Below are 17,716 nucleotides of genomic sequence, written 5' to 3' on the forward strand. Positions count from 1 at the left end.
TCATCTCAGCTTCAGCATCACCCACACGCCTTCTGCGCGTTACCGGTCGTGATAAAAATTTTCCCACAGAAATAAGAGATAAAAAAAACCGCACCTTGCGGCGCGGCTTTTCATATGACTGCAAGGCTTATCAGAAGCCGACTTTCAGCGTGATTTGACCGCCGTAGCCGCCGGTACCCGCGTCATCGATGCTGCGGGTGTAGCCCGCGCGCACCCCGAGGGTCACGTTATCGCGGATCTGGCCATCGATGCCGACATCCAGCGCTGCCGCGGTGCCATCCTGATCCGGATTGAACGACGTTTCGCTGCCTGCCACACCCGGCGCGCTAACGTTCAGCGTGCCCTTCGAGTCGAAGGTCTGGATAAAGGACGGACGGATAAACCAGCTTACCGGTACCGGTTTACCGCTCTCTTTCAGCGTCGCATTGTTGCCCAGACGCAGACCGGCACGTACCTGCTGGCTGTGACCATCACCGAACTGGACGTCAGCCACATCATCACTGCCATCTTTCAGGTTCACGCCGCGATACTGGTACTGCACCTGCGGTTCCAGCACCAGGCCGCTGCCAATCTCAAACGGCAGACCGGTTTCGAAGGAGCCAACGTAGCCCCAGCCGTGGGTTTTCAGGCCGTCGCCGTCGCGCGGATTAGTGTCGAAGTTGTGGCGAGTACCCTGTGCCACTACGTCCATCCACCAGCCGCTCTCATGCACGCCATTGAGGTAGAGACCGCCGCTGTAAGCGTCATCGCGAACCGTACCAGCTTTTGACTTGTTGTTACGCTGCACGTCGATGGCAGAGAGACCTGCCGCGCCGTAGATCCCAGCGGTCCACTCCATGCCCGAGCCTGAACCCTGCCACAAATCACTACCGATCTGCAGGAAGGTGTAGCCGCCTTTGCTTTCCGGCGTGTTGCCATTGCTCAGATCACTGCCGCCGTGATCGTGGCTCAACTGACCGGCCTGGAAACGGGCCCACATATTGCTGCCGCCTTCGGTCGGGGTACGCGCCGCATAGCGACGGGCATCCAGCGAGCCGAGCAGCGCACTGTCATAGTCCATTGCCTGAGCGTAGACGGAGCTGTAGAGGTAGATCGCCGAACGGTAGTTCTGCGGGCCGTCTGCGTTACCGCCTGCCTCAGCGGTGGTCAGATACCAGCTCTCGTCGGCGCTGCCCTGTTGCAGGGTGTAGTTATACGCACCCGCCTGCAGGCTGCCGTCCAGACGGAAAGCATCATCGGTGGTGGTCGCGCCGTTAATGGCGTTAACGACCTGAATGCCGTTACCGCTGGTACGTGCCCCGAGGCCGCCCTGGCTGCGAATGGCGATATTGGTGTTACCGGTGGCGGTACCGCCATCCAGTACCAGGCTGTCACTCACTGCGGTATTGCCATCAAACAGGGTGTTGAGGGTGATGGTGCCGCCATTGCCCACCAGGTTAGTGACGGTCAGGGTTTTCGGTACAAATGCCCCGGTCGGTGCCTGGTAATCAATGGTGCCGCCCAGCGTCAGGTTGTCGAGCAGGGAACTGTCGGTCATCAGCCAGTTTGAGCCCGCATCGACGGTGAGGTCGGTCGGGTCAATCATCCCGGTCAGCGTGGAGCCGTTGCTCAACTGCAAAGAGGTCCCGGCCTGGGCGATGATGTCGGTCACCGCATCCAGCCCGCTGAACACCAGCGTACCGCTCTGCAGGTAGGTGCCGCCCGCCTGATTAAGCGCACCGCTCAGGGTCAGGGTGTTGTTACCCTCTTTATAGAGCGTACCGTTGCCGTTGATCGCCGCGTTAACGGTGCTGGCGCTGTTCTCAGTGGTAATACGCAGTTCGCCGTCGTTGTTCACATTACCGGCCAGCGTACCGCCATCATTGATTTTGGTGACCCCAGTCAACATGCCGCCCTCGGCAACGCTCAGCGTACCGTTCTCGCTGACCACGGTGTTGTTGGCGCTACCGTCTGCGGCAACCGCCAGCAGACCGCCGCTTTCCAGCAGCAGGCTATCGGCGATCTTATTGGCAATGGAGAAGCTGCCGTTAGCGTTGGTGCCGTTAAGGGTGGTGTCAGTGCCCGCCATCAGCGCTGCGCCGCTGTTGAGATTGATATTGGTGACCGTGGCGCCATCTTCCAGCGCCAGCATGCCGCCGCGCTCAATCGCTGTCAGATCCGCCACGCCCCCGGCACGAACGAACTGGGCGCCGCCTTTGCTGACGGTGGTAGCGATAGCCTTGCCGCCGAAGGTGACGCTCTGGGCGCCGTTTTCGCTGACGGTAGAGGAGGCAACGGTACCGCCCTGGTTAACCACCTGATCGCCAACCACTTTGTTGTCGATGACGATTGCGCCGTCATTGACGTTCTGGATCCCGCCTTCGCGGATGATGGTGGAGATCACCGTCCCGCCGCTGTTGACGTTCTGCGTACCGCCACCGTTAATGGTGGTGTTGCTGGCGGTGCCGCCGGTCAGCACATTCTGGATCCCGCCGACGTTGATAACAGCAAAATCGGATGAACCACCGCTGTAGATATTCTGCGTGCCGCGCTCATAGAGCGTTGTGCGGGTCGCGGTACCGCCGCGGTAGACGTTCTGCACGCTGTTCGAGGAGAGATCGGTATCCACCGCGCTGCCGCGCACATTCTGCTGGCTGTCGTTGCCCAACGAGGTGTTGACCGCCGTGCCCCCGGCGGCGATATTCTGCACCGCAAAGTTATCCATCAGGTTGTTTTCCGCACGGCCACCGCTGTAAATATTCTGGATGCCGTGACGGTTGCGTGTATCGGTGACCACGGCGCCGTCGTAAATCCTCTGTACTGCATCGTCGTTCAGCACGGTAGAGGTAGCTGAGCCGCCGCTGTAGATGCGCTGTTCTGCACGGGTGATTTCCGAACCGGTGGTGGTGCCGTACACCTCCTGGATACCGCCATCAATGACGATAGAGACTTCGGCGTTGGCATTTTTGTTGATCACCTGACGCCCGCCGTTTTTCACGATGCTGACAATCGACGTGCCGTCAACGACCTGCAGGCCGCCGTCGACGAAAGTGAAGTCGGTAACGCCGCCAGTGGCAACGTTTTGTCTGCCACCCTCAGAGATAGTGCCGCCGTAGGTATAACCGCCATCGTTAACGTTCTGCACGCCGCCCTTCTCGATACGCGCGTCGAAGGCCTGGCCGCCGCTGCCGATATTCTGCGTTCCGCCCAGCACGCGCGCGGCGAAGGATTTCGCGCCGTTATTGACGTGCTGCTCACCGCCGTTGAGAACGGTGGAGATCGCTACCGCCGCGTTGCTGAGGATCTGCTTGCCGCCCGCGTTAATCACGCTCTGGCGCGACCAGCCGTACGGGTCAACGATCTGCTGCCCGCCGTTATTGATCACCGCCTCGAACGACTGACCGTCTACGCGCTGGACGCCACCGCTGTTCACCAGCGTGCCGCGTGCCTGGCCACCTTTCGTGATCAGCTGTACGCCGCCGTCGCTGATGCTGGTGCCGGAAGCCGTACCCTGAACCAGCTGCGTACCGCCGCCAAACACTGTGCCGTCGGAGGCTGCGCCACCGGCTGAGACGTGCTGCACCCCGCCGTTTTTGACGATTGAACCGGCAGCCAGGCCGCCGTTGTTGACAATCTGCTGACCGTCGTCATTAACGACGGAGGCGATAGCGGTGCCATCGACGCTCTGCACGCCGCCGCTGTTGATATGGGTATCAGTGGTTTTACCGCTCGCCTGCACGATCTGCTGACCGCCATCGCTCAGGCTGGTGCCGGACGCCGTGCCCGCAACCACCTGTTTGCCGCCGCCAAATACCGTGCCGTCGGAGGCCGCGCCGCCAACATTGATGTGCTGCAGGCCGCCGCTGTGCACCGTGGTGCCTGCCGCCAGGCCGCCCCGGTTCACCAGCTGCGTGCCGCCGTTGCGCACGACCGATGAGGTGGCATTGCCGTCGACGCTCTGCACGCCGCCGGTGTTGATTTGGGTATTGGTGGTTTTGCCGCTCGCCTGCACGATCTGCTGACCGCCATCGCTGACGCTGGTGCCGGAAGCCGTACCTGCCACCAACTGTTTGCCGCCGCCGAATACCGTGCCGTCGGAGGCCGCGCCGCCGACATTGATGTGCTGCAGGCCACCGCTGTTGACGATGGAGCCTGCGGCAAGCCCGCCGCTATTAACCAGCTGCACGCCGCCGTTGTTGACCACGGCTGAGGTCGCCGAACCGTCAACGCGCTGCAAACCGCCACTGTTGATAAGCGATCCCGTTGCGATGCCGCCCACCTGCACGTGCTGAATGCCACCGTCGCCGATAACCGTATCACCTGCCAGCCCGGCAACTTGCTGCGTTCCGCCCAGCAGGGTGGTTTTTGAAGCCGCACCGTTGGCACGCACAATCTGCACGCCATCTTTATCAACGCGGGTATCGTTCGCGTGACCGCCGCTGCGGATCAGCTGTTTACCGCCGCTGTAGACGGTGGTGCCGTTTGCCGTGCCGTCAACATCCTGGAAACCGCCGTCATAGATTTTGCTGTCGGTGGTTTTGCCGGTAGCGTGAACCTGCTGCACGCCGCCTGCATCGACGCGGGTATTGGATGCCGTACCTTCAACAACCTGGGTACCGCCAAACAGCAGCGCATCCGACGCTGCACCGCCTTCATTGATATGCTGCAAACCACCGGCATTCACCTGCGATCCGCTGGCCAGCGCACCGGAGTGGATCAGCTGTACCCCGCCGTCGTTGACCACGGCAGCAATGGCCGCGCCATCTACCGCCTGGGTTCCGCCGCTGTTGATAATGGTATCGGTGGCTTTACCGGTGGCCTGCACCAGCTGATGACCGCCATTGTTGATGCTGGTCCCGGACGCCGTGCCGGCAACAACCTGCTTACCGCCGCCAAACACCGTGGTGTCGGACGCCGCTCCGCCTTCATTAATATGCTGCAGGCCGCCGCTGTTAACGGTCGCGCTCCTGGCCAGACCACCGTTATTCACCAGTTGGGTGCCGCCGTCATAGATAACCGATGAGGTGGCTGTGCCGTCCACGCGCTGCAGGCCGCCTTCGTTGATAAGCGATCCCGTCGCGCTGCCGCCTACCTGCACGTGTTGTACGCCGCCCGCACCGATAATGGTGTCTGCCGCTACGCCTGCTAATTGCTGAATACCGCCCAGCAGCGTGGTAGCGGTGGTTGAACCGCCCGTGAGCACACTCTGGATCCCACCCGCGTTGATCACCGCGCTGGTTGCACTACCGCCGCTGCGCACTTTCTGCAGCCCGCCGTCGTTCACCTCAGCGGAGAGCGAAACGCCGTCGACATCCTGTTCACCGCCCGCGTTAACCACCGCGTCTTTACTGATGCCGCTGGCGTGGATCTGCTGCAAACCGCGGTTATTGATGACGGTACCGGAGGTCATACCTTCCACCAGTTGGGTGCCGCCGAGCAGAGTGGCGTCGGATGCCGCACCGCCTACGCTGATATGCTGCAGCCCGCCGGTGTTGACCACGCCGCCGGTCGCCAGACCGCCGCGATTCACCAGTTGCGTACCGCCCGCATTGACCACGGAGTCGATCGCCTGGCCGTCAACGGTCTGTGTGCCGCGATTGTTGATGATGGTCCCGGTAGATTTACCGGTTGCCTGGACTAACTGCGCACCGCCGTCGCTGACGCTGGTGCCGGATGCGGTTCCTGAGAGAACCTGGGTGCCGCCGCCAAACACGACGCCGTCGGAGGCTGCGCCGCCCTGTTTGATATGCTGGATGCCGCCGCTGTTGACGGTTGTGCCCGCCGCCAGACCGCCGCTATGCACAAGTTGGGTACCGCCGCCGTTGACCACCGCAGAGATCGCGGTGCCGTCGACGGTCTGGGTACCACGATTATTGACGATGGTGCCGATGGCTTTACCGGTTTGCTGAACCAGCTGCGCGCCGCCGTCGTTGAGGTGGGCACCGGATACCGTACCGGCAACAATTTGATTACCGCCGCCAAAGATAGCGGTATCGGCGGCGGAACCCCCGACGTTAACGTGCTGGCTGCCGCCGCTGTTGACCGTCGCATCCTGCGAGAAACCGCCGCTGTTGATAAGCTGCGTGCCGCCCGCATTAACCACACCCTCGACTGAGTTGCCGCTAACAGCCTGCACGCCGCCGTTGTTAATTACCGTCTGGCTTGCCAGCCCGCTTTGCAACACGGTTTGCACGCCGCCTGCACCGACCACGGTGCCGCTCGCCTTACCGGAGACCGCCTGCGTGCCGCCGCTGTTAAGCTGCGAGCCGGTTGCCGTGCCGTCCACTTCAACAATCTGTACACCGTTGGTGACCACCGTCCCGGTGGTCTGGCCATTCTGGCGCACGATCTGCGAGCCGCCATCCTGAACGCGGGTGTCAACGGTCTGACCGCCCGCCACGATCTGGGTACCGCGACTGCCGATAGTATGGTTAGTGGTTAACCCGCCGGTGCGTACATTCTGCACGCCCTCTTGCACCACCTCATCCCGCACCGAATCGGTGACATCGGGGGTGAATGCCATTGCCCCGCTGCTGGCGAACAGACCGCCCACCGCCGCTGAGATTAATACCGCTCCGCCTGCGCGTTTGCCTTTTGCCCGTGTCAGTTCGGAAACCACCACGAACGCCCGCTGAACGTCATTCCACACCAGCCGGTAACTGCAGTTAAGACTTTTCTTCATTTCAATGTCCTCGAAACCCGTCTCTCATCCGCTATGCGGCGTGTTGATCGGGGTCTGCCAATGCTGTTGTTTTGATGCCAAAGGGATTGCTTCGCAGGGCAATCAGCCGACGTAAATGGCCGATGACCTGCTTGCCAGTGATAAATCGTGTGCATTCGTACTGCCGGTCCGTGCCTTTGTGGCGCGGACACCAGAAATAGTCCTGATGATCGAAATTGAGCCGCACGTCATCCCAGCAGCCGTTACAGACATGGGTGTTGATGACGCGCCAGGGGGTATAAAACTCACTGTTGGGCAGGCTGAAACCGCTGATCAGCACCACCGGGATATGGCAGCCCCAGGCAAGCCAGGAGAGACCGCTGCCGAGGCCGATAAAAAAGTCGGCGTGCTCCAGCAGCGCCACGCGTTCAGCCAGCGGCAGATTGCCGGTGAAATCTTCCGCGCCGTGGGGGATTTTGTTCCAGACGTAACCGCGGCCGACCACGCGCTCTTTGTCGATGCAAAGCACGCGATAGCCCTGCGCTTGTAGATAGTCGATAACCTCATGCCAGCCGGTGCCGTTGTTCCAGAATTTGGCCTGGCTGGTGGACTGGGTGGCGATGCAGACATAGGGCTCAGCGATGCGGCGTGGAGTGTGCTGGCGCAGATCCGGGATAATTTCGCTAGGGTCGACGCCGAGGATATGCCCGGCGGTGCGGTGCAGGCCAACGGCGCGAAAATCAAAGGGCTGTTTGTCGAGATCGCCATTAAAAAAGAGCCCGACGCGCCAGCTGGCATAGGGCGGCGCGCTCACGCCAGGCCCGGCCTGCCAGCTTTCCGGGGTTGAAAAATTGAGTTGCGGATAGACCGGCGAGAAGAGATCGACAATCGGTTGCGCCAGCGTGCAGTCAACGTGGCACTGGTAGGTTTGCCGAAAGCGTTCGGCGTACGGCACCCAGCCGACCAGATCGCCGAGCGTGCCGCTGGGAAAAGAGATCAGCACCCTTTTGCCGCGCATATCCAGCGCATGATCCAGCACGGGCTCCGCCTGCACTCCGTCCCAGACCCGCAGACGAAACGGCACATAATATTTTTTCGTGCTGATGACCCACCCCTGCCCGACATCGTCAGCAAAGAGGATATTTCCCGTTTCGTCATCGCTTATTTCGACCCGCCAGTTACCGGCTGGCAACAATAAACGGGCGCCGTCATTAAAATCATACAGGATACCCATCGGCCCCTGTTGGGTCGGAATTTCCGGCGGTGAAATAAAAGCATATCCATGACCAACAACTGTGGAAGTCGTCATCGCCTAACCTTCATCAAGAGTCAACGCATTAAATAGGGCTGGCGGTAAAATAATTAGCAGGCACCAGCCGACCTCCGGGTGTAATTCTCCGGAACAAATTTTTTTATAAAGTTTTGCCTCTCATTAAGAGTCGCTTAAGAGTAGTTACGCCGTGCTTTATTGCAAATTATCTCAAAAAATGAAGATTCATATATATCAACAACTTAGATTTATGCCACTTTCGCGCTGCGTTAGAAGAAACTAACTAAAACAAAAAGTTAGCCACGCTTAAATGCAAGCGTTTTAGGATTTTCCTTAATCTAAATTTGGTGCAAAAACGTGATAGTGATTCGGAAATATAAAATATATTTCTGCGATTATGCTGACGAAATGAACGATATATCCGCCTCGCTTAAAGGTCGGCGTGATTAAAAAATTAGCTATCGTGGTAATTAATTAGAGTGCAAGCAGTTTGCTTTGCATTTATTTAATACCCTGATCTCAGGCGTGAGTCAATTGAGATATATGGAACTTTCTTATTGCTAATTTTTTTCAGCAAAAGAGTGGCTCGATAAATAAGCACTTGCGCAGCTGTACAATAATGTTGCCGCAAGATGCGGTCATTCTGATGCAACTGCTGACGCCGGGTTGTTCAGCAGAAGAAGTGCATACGCTGGTGCAACGGTTGCGCAATTATGTGATAACGGTTGCATAACGAAACGATGCTGGTCATCAATTCGTATTTTGAAACAGCGTTTTTAATTCCTTTCTGTCACTGTGGACGCTATAATGCCGCAATCCTAATTTGAATGGATTCAGCTGATTGAACTGTAAAGCAGATAACTCACATCAATGTTTTCCCAGACTGGCTGAACCTCAGGCACACATTCCTCTGCACGCTTTTTTGATGTCACCTATCCTTAGTCTGTGGCATCGCTCTTTTCGCAACACAGGTTTGACTCCGGCGCCGTGCGCATCCCGGAGCGTGAATTCCCATTCCTTCTCAACCCAAACTTAAAGACCAGAAACTGTCATGAAAAAGACCAAAATTGTATGCACCATCGGGCCGAAAACCGAATCCGAAGAGATGTTGACCAAAATGCTGGACGCAGGCATGAACGTCATGCGTCTGAACTTCTCTCACGGTGACTATGCTGAGCACGGCCAGCGCATCCAGAACCTGCGCAACGTGATGAGCAAAACCGGCAAGAAAGCGGCCATCCTGCTGGACACCAAAGGTCCGGAAATCCGCACCATCAAACTGGAAGGCGGTAACGACGTTTCGCTGAAAGCGGGTCAGACTTTCACCTTCACCACCGACAAATCCGTTGTTGGCAATAGCGACACCGTTGCCGTGACCTATGAAGGCTTCACCAACGACCTGAGCGTCGGCGATACCGTGCTGGTCGACGATGGTCTGATCGGTATGGAAGTAACCGCCATCGAAGGGAATAAAGTTGTTTGTAAAGTGCTGAACAACGGCGATCTCGGCGAAAACAAAGGCGTGAACCTGCCGGGCGTCTCCATCGCCCTGCCGGCGCTGGCGGAAAAAGATAAGCAGGATCTGATCTTCGGCTGCGAGCAAGGCGTCGATTTCGTTGCTGCTTCCTTTATCCGTAAGCGTTCTGACGTGGTTGAAATCCGTGAGCACCTGAAAGCGCACGGCGGCGAAAACATCCAGATCATCTCCAAAATTGAAAACCAGGAAGGCCTGAACAACTTCGACGAGATCCTTGAAGCGTCGGACGGCATCATGGTTGCCCGTGGCGACCTGGGCGTTGAGATCCCGGTTGAAGAGGTGATCTTCGCGCAGAAGATGATGATCGAAAAATGTATTCGCGCACGTAAAGTGGTGATCACCGCTACCCAGATGCTCGATTCCATGATCAAAAACCCGCGTCCGACCCGCGCTGAAGCTGGCGACGTGGCGAACGCCATCCTCGACGGCACCGATGCCGTGATGCTCTCTGGCGAATCTGCAAAAGGGAAATACCCGCTGGAGTCCGTCTCCATCATGGCAACCATCTGCGAGCGTACTGACCGCGTGATGACCAGCCGTCTGGACTACAACAACGACAGCCGCAAACTGCGTATTACCGAAGCTGTCTGCCGTGGCGCAGTGGAAACCGCTGAGAAGCTGGAAGCGCCGCTGATCGTTGTGGCAACTCAGGGCGGTAAATCTGCGCGCGCTGTGCGTAAATACTTCCCGGATGCGACTATCCTGGCGCTGACCACCAATGAAGTGACTGCGCGTCAGCTGGTGCTGAGCAAAGGCGTTGTTGCCCAACTGGTGAAAGAGATCTCCTCTACGGATGATTTCTACCGTCTGGGTAAAGAAGTGGCGCTGGAAAGCGGTCTGGCAAGCAAAGGCGACGTGGTAGTGATGGTCTCCGGCGCGCTGGTTCCGAGCGGCACCACCAACACTGCATCTGTCCACGTACTGTAATAATTACCGGACTTTTTGGCAGATTAAAAAAGCGCCCTTGCGGCGCTTTTTTTTTAAATATTTTTGCTTGCGGATGGAATTAAAAATTTCAATCGGATTTTGCTATTTAATTCGCCCTTTATCTAAGATGAATCCGATGAGAATCCGCTGTTTTAATAGGCGTTTTTAGCAAGTTAAATCAAAGTCGGTGCTTCTTTGAGCGAACGATCAAATTTAAGTGCATTCTCATCAAAAAAATATTCTCAACATAAAAAACTTTGTGTAATACTTGTAACGCTACATGGAGATTAACTCAATCTAGAGGGTATTAATAATGAATCGTACTAAACTGGTACTGGGCGCGGTAATCCTGGGTTCTACTCTGCTGGCTGGTTGCTCCAGCAACGCTAAAATCGATCAGCTGTCTTCTGACGTTCAGACTCTGAACGCTAAAGTTGACCAGCTGAGCAACGACGTGAACGCAGTGCGTTCTGACGTTCAGGCTGCTAAAGACGACGCAGCTCGCGCTAACCAGCGTCTGGACAACCAGGCTCACTCTTACCGTAAGTAAGAGTTCCTGTAATGAAAATGGCGCACATTGTGCGCCATTTTTTTTGCCTTCCTTCTATCCCTCTAACCTACTGCATCACCACTTCGCTCTGCCCTTCAACGCTGGCTGTCGGCTTAATGCTGTTCTTTACCGACAATACCGCGGTTGACGCAGAGGTGGCTTTCCCGCCCGCAATTACCACCGGATAACCAGCACGGCGCGAGAGCGCTTTCTCAATCATCGAATGGTCGCCGCCAGACTGCTCAATCAACGCGCCCAGCGCCGGTGAGAAGACGATAGGCTGCGTCTGCGTGTCCTGTTCAACGGTCTGCGCCAGTGGACGATGCACTTCAATGTAGTGCTTACCATCAGGCTCGACAGCATACTTCACCGGTTCATTGATGATGGCCACCCGCGTACCGGCAGCGACCTGCGCAAACAGCGCTTCAATATCGGGCGCGTTCATGCGGATACAGCCGGAGCTAACGCGTAAGCCGACGCTGTCCTGTGCATTGGTGCCGTGAATCAGATACTCGCCATTACCAATCCCCAGACGCATGGCAAAGCGTCCCAGAGGGTTATTTGGCCCTGCGGGCACCACTTTCGGCAGCTCCACGCCACGCTCCAGCGAGCGCGCACGGATGCCCGCAGTCGGTGTCCAGGTCGGGTTAGGGATCTTCTGACTGATGCGGGTCACCGACACCGGCGTTTCCAGCCCCTGCTGGCCAATGCCAATCGGGTAGACCTGCACGCTGTTTTTACCCGGCGGGTAGAAGTAGAGCCGCAGCTCTGCGAGGTTGACGACAATCCCCTCCCGCGGCGTATCCGGCAGCAGCATTTGTGTTGGGATAGTCACCGTCGTGCCCGGTGCAGGAACTGGCGCGATGGTGTTATTCGCCTCAAGGATCAGCATTGCTGCCGTATCAAAATGGCGGGCAATGGCCTGCAGGTTTTTATCGCTGGCCTGTACGGTGTAGGTCTGGTTCTGGCCAATCAGGCGACCGCCGTTCGCAGGCAGGCTGTATTCCGCCGCATGGGCCAGGTGAAGTGTGCTTAGTGCACCAAAAAGGGAAAGAAAAAGTAAAGACGCGCGTTTCATGCTGTGTTTCCTGTAATCACTGACAGGCTGTCAGAAAGCTGAAGAATCAGCGAGGCGGCAAACGCCCCGCGTAAACAGGATAGAAGGGTCTTTTGAGTTTAGCTAAGATTGGCGGCTTTGGTACGGATGGCGCGGATCATTGCTTCCAGCCCCTGCGAGCGGGAGGGGGTCAAGTGCTGCGTCAGGGCGAGTTTTTCAAACCACGGGCGTACATCGAAGGCCATGATGTCCTGCGGGGTCATCTGCTGATAGAGGGCGAAGACAATGGCGATAAGCCCTTTGACGATGGCGGCATCGCTGTCGCCGGTCAGCTCAATCACGCCCTCATCATTGCGCTGCATGACAATCCACACCTGGCTCTGACAGCCCTGAATAAGATTGTCTGCGTTATGCGCTTCAGCACTCAGCGCCGGTAAGCGCTGGCCCAGCTCAATAATGTAGAGGTACTTCTCTTCCCAGTTGGCGCAACGGTTAAAGTTGCGCACCAGCTTCTCTTTATCGGGTAGTGCGGCCATGTGTGCTCCCTGTTAGCCCAGTAACTGATGAATACGTTTCAGGCCGGTAACCAGACGATCCACCTCTTCATGCGTGTTGTACATCGCAAACGACGCACGACACATTGCCGAGACATTATAGAAGGCCATCAGCGGCATCGCACAGTGGTGACCCGTACGCACCGCAATACCGTAATTATCCAGGAAGCTGCCCACGTCATAGGCGTGATGTTTGCCGAGATTAAAGGCAATCACCCCTTTTCTGTCGGCCGGGCCGTAAAGCGTCAGATCCGGCACCTCGCTCAGCGCATCGAGAGCATAGCGCATCAGCGTCTGCTCATACTCACCGATCGCTTCCAGACCGAGGCGCGTCACATACTCCATCGCCGCGCCAAAGCCCATAATGCTGCCGGTGTTCGGCGTGCCCGCTTCAAAACGCCACGGCGCTTTTGCATAGGTCGTGCCTTCAGTGAGGCTGACAGTGGCGATCATCGCCCCGCCCCCTTCCCACGGCGGCATCGCCTGCAAAATATCTTCTTTAGCGTAGAGCACGCCAATCCCGGTCGGGCCGTAGAGTTTATGGGCGGAGAAGACGTAGAAGTCGCAATCGAGCGCCTGCACATCAATCGCGTGATGCATTACCGCCTGCGCACCGTCCACCAGCACCTTCGCACCGTGCTGATGCGCCAGCGCGATAATCTCAGCAACAGGGTTCTCGGTGCCGAGCACGTTAGAGATATGGGTAATCGCCAGCAGTTTAGTCCGCGCATCCAGCAGGCCGGGCAACACCTCAAGCTGCAACGTGCCATCCTGATTCAGCGGGATGACGCGTAGCTCGGCGCCAACCCGCTCACAGAGCATCTGCCACGGCACGATGTTGGCATGGTGCTCCATGGCGCTGATGATGATGTTATCGCCCGCGTTTACCTGGCTGTTGCCCCAGCTATTGGCAACGAGGTTGATCCCTTCGGTGGTGCCGCGCACAAACACGATCTCTTCCGGCAGACGCGCGTTCAGGAAGCTTGCCGCCTGCACCCGCACATTTTCCATCCGCTGCGTTGCTTCCGCGCTGAGCGTATGGATGCCGCGATGCACTGCGGCATAGCCGTGGCGGAAAAACTCCGCTTCGGCATCGATTACCGCATTCGGTTTTTGCGCGCTGGCGGCGCTGTCGAGATATGCCAGCGGGAGTCCGTTTACTTCACGTTGCAGTACCGGAAAATCGGCACGTACCTCGTTCACGGGAAAACTCATGCTTCGCCCCCTGCAAGACGCTGGCTGATACGCGCCAGAATCTGCTGTTTTAGCGCCTCGTCGCTGATGGCTTCGGTCAGCTCAGCGGCAAAGGCATGGATGATCATCTGCTGCGCTGCGTTCTCATCAATGCCGCGCGAGCGCAGGTAAAACATCTGCTCATCGTCGATGCGTCCAATGGTCGCCCCGTGGCTACATTTCACGTCATCGGCATAAATTTCCAGCTGCGGTTTGGTATCCACTTCCGAAAGACGACCAAGCAGCAGGTTGTTGTTGGTCATTTGACCGTCGGTCTTAATGGCGTGTTGCGCCACCTTGATCAGACCGTTGAACACCGCTCGCCCCTTGCCGCTGACAATGGTTTTATGCAGCTGGCGGCTGTTGCAGTAGCCCTTATTGTGCTCAAGCCAGGTGCGGGTGTCGCACACTTCGCTCTTCACCGGCATCGCCAGGCTGTTGATATTGAGCTGCGTGTTTTCACCATTCAGCTGAGTACTGGTGTTATGTCGCAGCACCGCGCCACCAAGCAGGAAACTGTGGCTGTCGGCTGCGCCATCGTCGCCGAGTACAATATCGTTATGGGCAAAGTGGTAGCTTAGCGGGTTCTCGAAAGCCAGCTTGACATGATGCAGACGCGCATTCGCGCCGACCAGCATGGTGAAGCGCGAGCCGGTAAAATGGCGCGCGCCATTCAAGCTGACATAGTGTTCGTAGATCGTCGCTTCCGCGCCCTGCGCCAGTTCGATATGGTGGCGATAGTGCGCCGTGTTCATCTCTTCCCCGGCCAGCCCCTGGGTAACGTGCATCAGCAGCAGCGGCTTTTCAGGCCGCTGATTGCGCGCGACCTCAATGCGGGTGACGCTCTGCGCCAGGCTTTCGGTAAGGTGTAAAAAGACCTCCGGCTGCACCGGCGCAGGCAGGTTTTCGGCGGCTTCGCTTACCGTTACCGCAAACCCGGAGCCGGTGGTGTCGTCGCTCAGTTCAGCGCTGAACAAACCGTCGACAAAGACCAGACGCAGGGCGTCAACCGGCAGCGCCAGCGCATCACGCTGCGCGGCGTCAAGGGTGGCGTTGCTGGCGACAAACTGGCTGTGTAACAGACCATCCAGCGGCGTATATTTCCAGTTCTCATGCTTACGCGTCGGCAGGCCGAGACGCAGCATCTGCTGCAGGTGCTGCTCAGCCGTGGCGGAGTGCGCACCCCTCTTCGTTTCAAAAAGATGGTGCCACTGTTGCAGCGCGTTACTGCTGTTCGGTAAGCCAGCCATAGCCCTGCTCCTCCAGTTGCTTAACCAGCGTGAAATCGCCTGATTTCACGATGCGCCCCTGATACAGCACATGCACAAAGTCCGGTTTGATGTAGTCGAGAATGCGCTGGTAGTGGGTGACGATAATAAAGGCGCGTTTCTCATCGCGCAGCGCATTGACCCCTTCAGCAACGATCTTCAGGGCATCGATATCGAGCCCCGAGTCGGTCTCATCAAGGATGCAGAGCTCCGGCTCCAGCACTGCCATTTGCAGGATGTCGTTACGCTTCTTCTCGCCGCCGGAAAAGCCGACGTTAACCGAGCGGGTCAGCAGATCTTCCGGCATCTTCAGCAGCTTAATTTTCTCTTCCATCAAATCCTGAAAATCGAAGCGGTCCAGCGCCTCTTCGCCGCGATATTTACGCACCGCGTTGAGCGCCGTTTGCAGGAAGAACTGGTTGCTGACGCCCGGGATCTCCACCGGATACTGGAAGGCCATAAAGACGCCTTCGCCGGCGCGATCTTCCGGTGACAGCTCCAGCAGATCTTTGCCTTTGAACTCCACGCTGCCGCCGGTTACTTCATAATCTTCACGCCCGGCAAGGGTGGCGGAGAGCGTACTTTTCCCGGAGCCGTTCGGGCCCATAATGGCGTGCACTTCGCCCGGACGCACCTCAAGGTTCAGGCCGCGCAGAATCGATTTATCTTCAACACCAACCTGCAAATCTTTGATACTTAACATTTATTATCCTTTAATTCTTAACCGACGCTGTGTTCAAGGCTGATAGCCAGCAGTTTTTGCGCTTCGACGGCAAATTCCAGCGGCAGCTCGGAGAAGACATCTTTACAGAAGCCGTTAACAATCATTGAGATGGCGTCATCTTCGCTGATGCCGCGCTGCAGACAGTAAAAGAGCTGGTCTTCACCGATACGCGAAGTGGTCGCTTCATGCTCCAGCTGCGCGCTGTTGTTGCGACACTCGACATAGGGGAAGGTGTGCGCGCCACAATCAGGGCCAATCAGCATTGAGTCACACTGGGTGAAGTTTCGCGCGTTGGTTGCCGTCGGCATGATTTTCACCAGCCCGCGGTAGCTGTTCTGGCTCTTTCCGGCCGAGATCCCTTTCGAAATAATCGTCGATTTGGTGTTCTTACCGATGTGGATCATCTTGGTGCCGGTATCCGCCTGCTGATGCCCGCTGGTGAGCGCTACCGAGAAGAATTCGCCAATCGAGTTGTCGCCGCGCAGGATACAGCTCGGGTACTTCCAGGTGATCGCAGAGCCGGTTTCTGACTGAGTCCACGACATTTTGCTGTTCTCCCCTTCGCACAGCGCACGCTTGGTGACGAAGTTGAGAATGCCGCCGGTGTTGTTATCGCCCGGGAACCAGTTTTGTACCGTGGAGTATTTCACTTCCGCATCTTTATGGATGATCACTTCCACCACCGCCGCATGCAGCTGGTAGCTGTCGCGCACCGGTGCAGAGCAGCCCTCGATGTAGCTGACATAGCTCCCTTCATCCGCCACCAGAATGGTGCGCTCGAACTGGCCGGTCTTCTCCGCGTTGATACGGAAATAGGTCGACAGCTCCATCGGGCAGCGCACCCCTTTCGGGATGTAGATAAAGGTGCCGTCAGAGGCGACGGCCGCATTCAGCGCGGCGAAGAAGTTATCGTTCGACGGCACCACGGTGCCGAGGTACTTCTGCACCAGCTCCGGATGATCGTGGATCGCCTCGCCAAAGGAGCAGAAGATAATCCCCTGTTCGGAGAGCTTTTCACGATAGGTAGTGGCAACCGACACCGAGTCAAAAATGGCATCTACCGCCACCTCTTTGCCTTCACGCACCGGCACGCCGAGCTGGTTAAAGGCCTCTTCGACCTCTTCCGTCAGCCAGGTATTGGCGTTGGTTTGCTGCACCGCGCCAGGCTGCGAGGCGCAGGCGTCGTCGCAGTTGCCGCAGGAGGGTGCGGAGTAGTAGCTGTAATCCTGGTAGTTAAGCTTATCGTAATGGGCTTTTAACCAGTGCGGCTCTTCCATCTCCAGCCAGGCGTGAAAAGCGTTCAGGCGAAACTCCAGCATCCACTCGGGCTCGTTACGTTTCGCCGAAATGGCGCGCACGACCTCTTCGTTGATGCCCTTCGCCAGCTCATCCGTACTCAGCCGGGTGAAAAAGCCCTCTTTATAATTGATATTGCCGGTCCAGGTTTTGACATCGTCAGTTGCTTCAGTATTACGAGACATAGTACCGCCTATACCCCAAAGCTTTCGCCGCAGCCGCACTCGTGCTGCGCTTTCGGGTTATTGAATTTGAAGATCTGGTTCAAGCCTTCGCGCACGTAGTCCACTTCGGTGCCATCGATAAACGGCATGGCCTGTAAAGGGACATAGAGGCGAGCGCCATCAGATTCGTACAGCAGGTCGTCGTCGTTCGGCTCGCTTACGGTGTCGAGCACATAACCGAAGCCTGCGCAGCCGGTCTGCTTAATGCCAAGCCGCACGCCAAGAAGGCCGGGCTGTTTTTCGGTTAGCTCACGGATATGCTCCGCGGCGGCCGGCGTCAGGGTAAGCCCGCGCCATGCAAAATCTTCGGGGTTAAATGATTCCATCGTGTTACCTCACTTCATCTGAGCTGAAGGGCATAACGCTATGTTAGTGATAATAATTCTCACTTCAACCTTCTTACCGCAGGGTTATTCCCCCGCGGGCCCTTTTTACA

Annotated in this window: 12 protein-coding genes; 3 read left to right on the top strand and 9 right to left on the bottom strand. The window is 57.4% G+C overall.

Annotated elements, in window-relative coordinates:
• Positions 1-130: 130 nt before the first annotated feature.
• Both ABIC80_RS07165 and ABIC80_RS07170 read right to left on the bottom strand, forming a co-directional pair.
• Entirely contained in the window at positions 131-6,661 is a 6,531-nt protein-coding gene (locus ABIC80_RS07165; protein ID WP_429176242.1) for an AIDA repeat-containing protein, read from the bottom strand.
• A gap of 31 nt (positions 6,662-6,692) precedes the next feature.
• A complete protein-coding gene (locus ABIC80_RS07170) occupies positions 6,693-7,949 on the bottom strand; it encodes an autotransporter strand-loop-strand O-heptosyltransferase (protein WP_413311237.1) in 1,257 nt (418 codons plus the stop codon).
• Between the two features lie 802 nt (positions 7,950-8,751).
• On the opposite strand from ABIC80_RS07170, the gene ABIC80_RS07175 reads away from it, so the two are divergent.
• The 3 genes from ABIC80_RS07175 to ABIC80_RS07185 all read left to right on the top strand — a co-directional run bounded on the left by ABIC80_RS07175 (position 8,752) and on the right by ABIC80_RS07185 (position 10,924).
• Positions 8,752-8,946 carry a hypothetical protein gene (locus ABIC80_RS07175; protein WP_420920232.1) on the top strand — a complete coding sequence of 65 codons (195 nt, stop codon included), beginning with the start codon at positions 8,752-8,754 and terminating at the stop codon, positions 8,944-8,946.
• Between the two features lie 15 nt (positions 8,947-8,961).
• Complete coding sequence (pykF, locus tag ABIC80_RS07180) at positions 8,962-10,374, top strand: pyruvate kinase PykF (RefSeq protein WP_054802861.1); 1,413 nt, start codon at positions 8,962-8,964, stop codon at positions 10,372-10,374.
• A gap of 313 nt (positions 10,375-10,687) precedes the next feature.
• Positions 10,688-10,924, top strand: a complete 237-nt coding sequence (locus tag ABIC80_RS07185; RefSeq protein WP_006118977.1) for a major outer membrane lipoprotein — start codon at positions 10,688-10,690, stop codon at positions 10,922-10,924.
• A gap of 67 nt (positions 10,925-10,991) precedes the next feature.
• Here ABIC80_RS07185 and ldtE read toward each other — a convergent pair whose 3' ends face one another.
• The 7 genes from ldtE to sufA form a co-directional block, all read right to left on the bottom strand.
• Positions 10,992-12,002: a L,D-transpeptidase LdtE gene (gene ldtE / locus ABIC80_RS07190; RefSeq protein WP_128483059.1), complete on the bottom strand. Its 1,011-nt coding sequence runs from the start codon at positions 12,000-12,002 to the stop codon at positions 10,992-10,994.
• A gap of 98 nt (positions 12,003-12,100) precedes the next feature.
• Positions 12,101-12,517, bottom strand: a complete 417-nt coding sequence (gene sufE, locus ABIC80_RS07195) for a cysteine desulfuration protein SufE (RefSeq protein WP_429176245.1) — start codon at positions 12,515-12,517, stop codon at positions 12,101-12,103.
• 12 nt (positions 12,518-12,529) lie between these two features.
• Positions 12,530-13,750: a cysteine desulfurase SufS gene (gene sufS, locus ABIC80_RS07200; RefSeq protein ID WP_429176247.1), complete on the bottom strand. Its 1,221-nt coding sequence runs from the start codon at positions 13,748-13,750 to the stop codon at positions 12,530-12,532.
• Positions 13,747-15,018: a Fe-S cluster assembly protein SufD gene (gene sufD, locus ABIC80_RS07205; RefSeq protein WP_429176250.1), complete on the bottom strand. Its 1,272-nt coding sequence runs from the start codon at positions 15,016-15,018 to the stop codon at positions 13,747-13,749. Before sufD ends, sufS begins: the two co-directional genes overlap by 4 nt.
• Positions 14,993-15,739, bottom strand: coding sequence for a Fe-S cluster assembly ATPase SufC (gene sufC, locus ABIC80_RS07210; protein WP_094420024.1), 747 nt, complete (start codon positions 15,737-15,739; stop codon positions 14,993-14,995). Before sufC ends, sufD begins: the two co-directional genes overlap by 26 nt.
• 17 nt (positions 15,740-15,756) lie before the next feature.
• On the bottom strand, positions 15,757-17,241 hold the full coding sequence (sufB, locus tag ABIC80_RS07215; protein ID WP_076769762.1) for a Fe-S cluster assembly protein SufB: 1,485 nt from the start codon (positions 17,239-17,241) through the stop codon (positions 15,757-15,759).
• A gap of 8 nt (positions 17,242-17,249) precedes the next feature.
• Positions 17,250-17,606: a Fe-S cluster assembly scaffold SufA gene (sufA, locus tag ABIC80_RS07220; protein WP_288877849.1), complete on the bottom strand. Its 357-nt coding sequence runs from the start codon at positions 17,604-17,606 to the stop codon at positions 17,250-17,252.
• Between the last annotated feature and the right edge of the window lie 110 nt (positions 17,607-17,716).

It is taken from the genome of Kosakonia sp. 1610 (assembly GCF_050435845.1).
GTDB lineage: Bacteria > Pseudomonadota > Gammaproteobacteria > Enterobacterales > Enterobacteriaceae > Kosakonia > Kosakonia cowanii.

What these genes read in the sequence shown, in the direction of transcription:
- ABIC80_RS07165 (WP_429176242.1), bottom strand. Translation starts at nt 6,661, where the DNA reads ATGAAGAAAAGTCTTAACTGCAGTTACCGGCTGGTGTGGAATGACGTT.
- ABIC80_RS07170 (WP_413311237.1), bottom strand. Translation starts at nt 7,949, where the DNA reads ATGACGACTTCCACAGTTGTTGGTCATGGATATGCTTTTATTTCACCG.
- pykF (WP_054802861.1), top strand. Translation starts at nt 8,962, where the DNA reads ATGAAAAAGACCAAAATTGTATGCACCATCGGGCCGAAAACCGAATCC.
- ABIC80_RS07185 (WP_006118977.1), top strand. Translation starts at nt 10,688, where the DNA reads ATGAATCGTACTAAACTGGTACTGGGCGCGGTAATCCTGGGTTCTACT.
- ldtE (WP_128483059.1), bottom strand. Translation starts at nt 12,002, where the DNA reads ATGAAACGCGCGTCTTTACTTTTTCTTTCCCTTTTTGGTGCACTAAGC.
- sufE (WP_429176245.1), bottom strand. Translation starts at nt 12,517, where the DNA reads ATGGCCGCACTACCCGATAAAGAGAAGCTGGTGCGCAACTTTAACCGT.
- sufS (WP_429176247.1), bottom strand. Translation starts at nt 13,750, where the DNA reads ATGAGTTTTCCCGTGAACGAGGTACGTGCCGATTTTCCGGTACTGCAA.
- sufD (WP_429176250.1), bottom strand. Translation starts at nt 15,018, where the DNA reads ATGGCTGGCTTACCGAACAGCAGTAACGCGCTGCAACAGTGGCACCAT.
- sufC (WP_094420024.1), bottom strand. Translation starts at nt 15,739, where the DNA reads ATGTTAAGTATCAAAGATTTGCAGGTTGGTGTTGAAGATAAATCGATT.
- sufB (WP_076769762.1), bottom strand. Translation starts at nt 17,241, where the DNA reads ATGTCTCGTAATACTGAAGCAACTGACGATGTCAAAACCTGGACCGGC.
- sufA (WP_288877849.1), bottom strand. Translation starts at nt 17,606, where the DNA reads ATGGAATCATTTAACCCCGAAGATTTTGCATGGCGCGGGCTTACCCTG.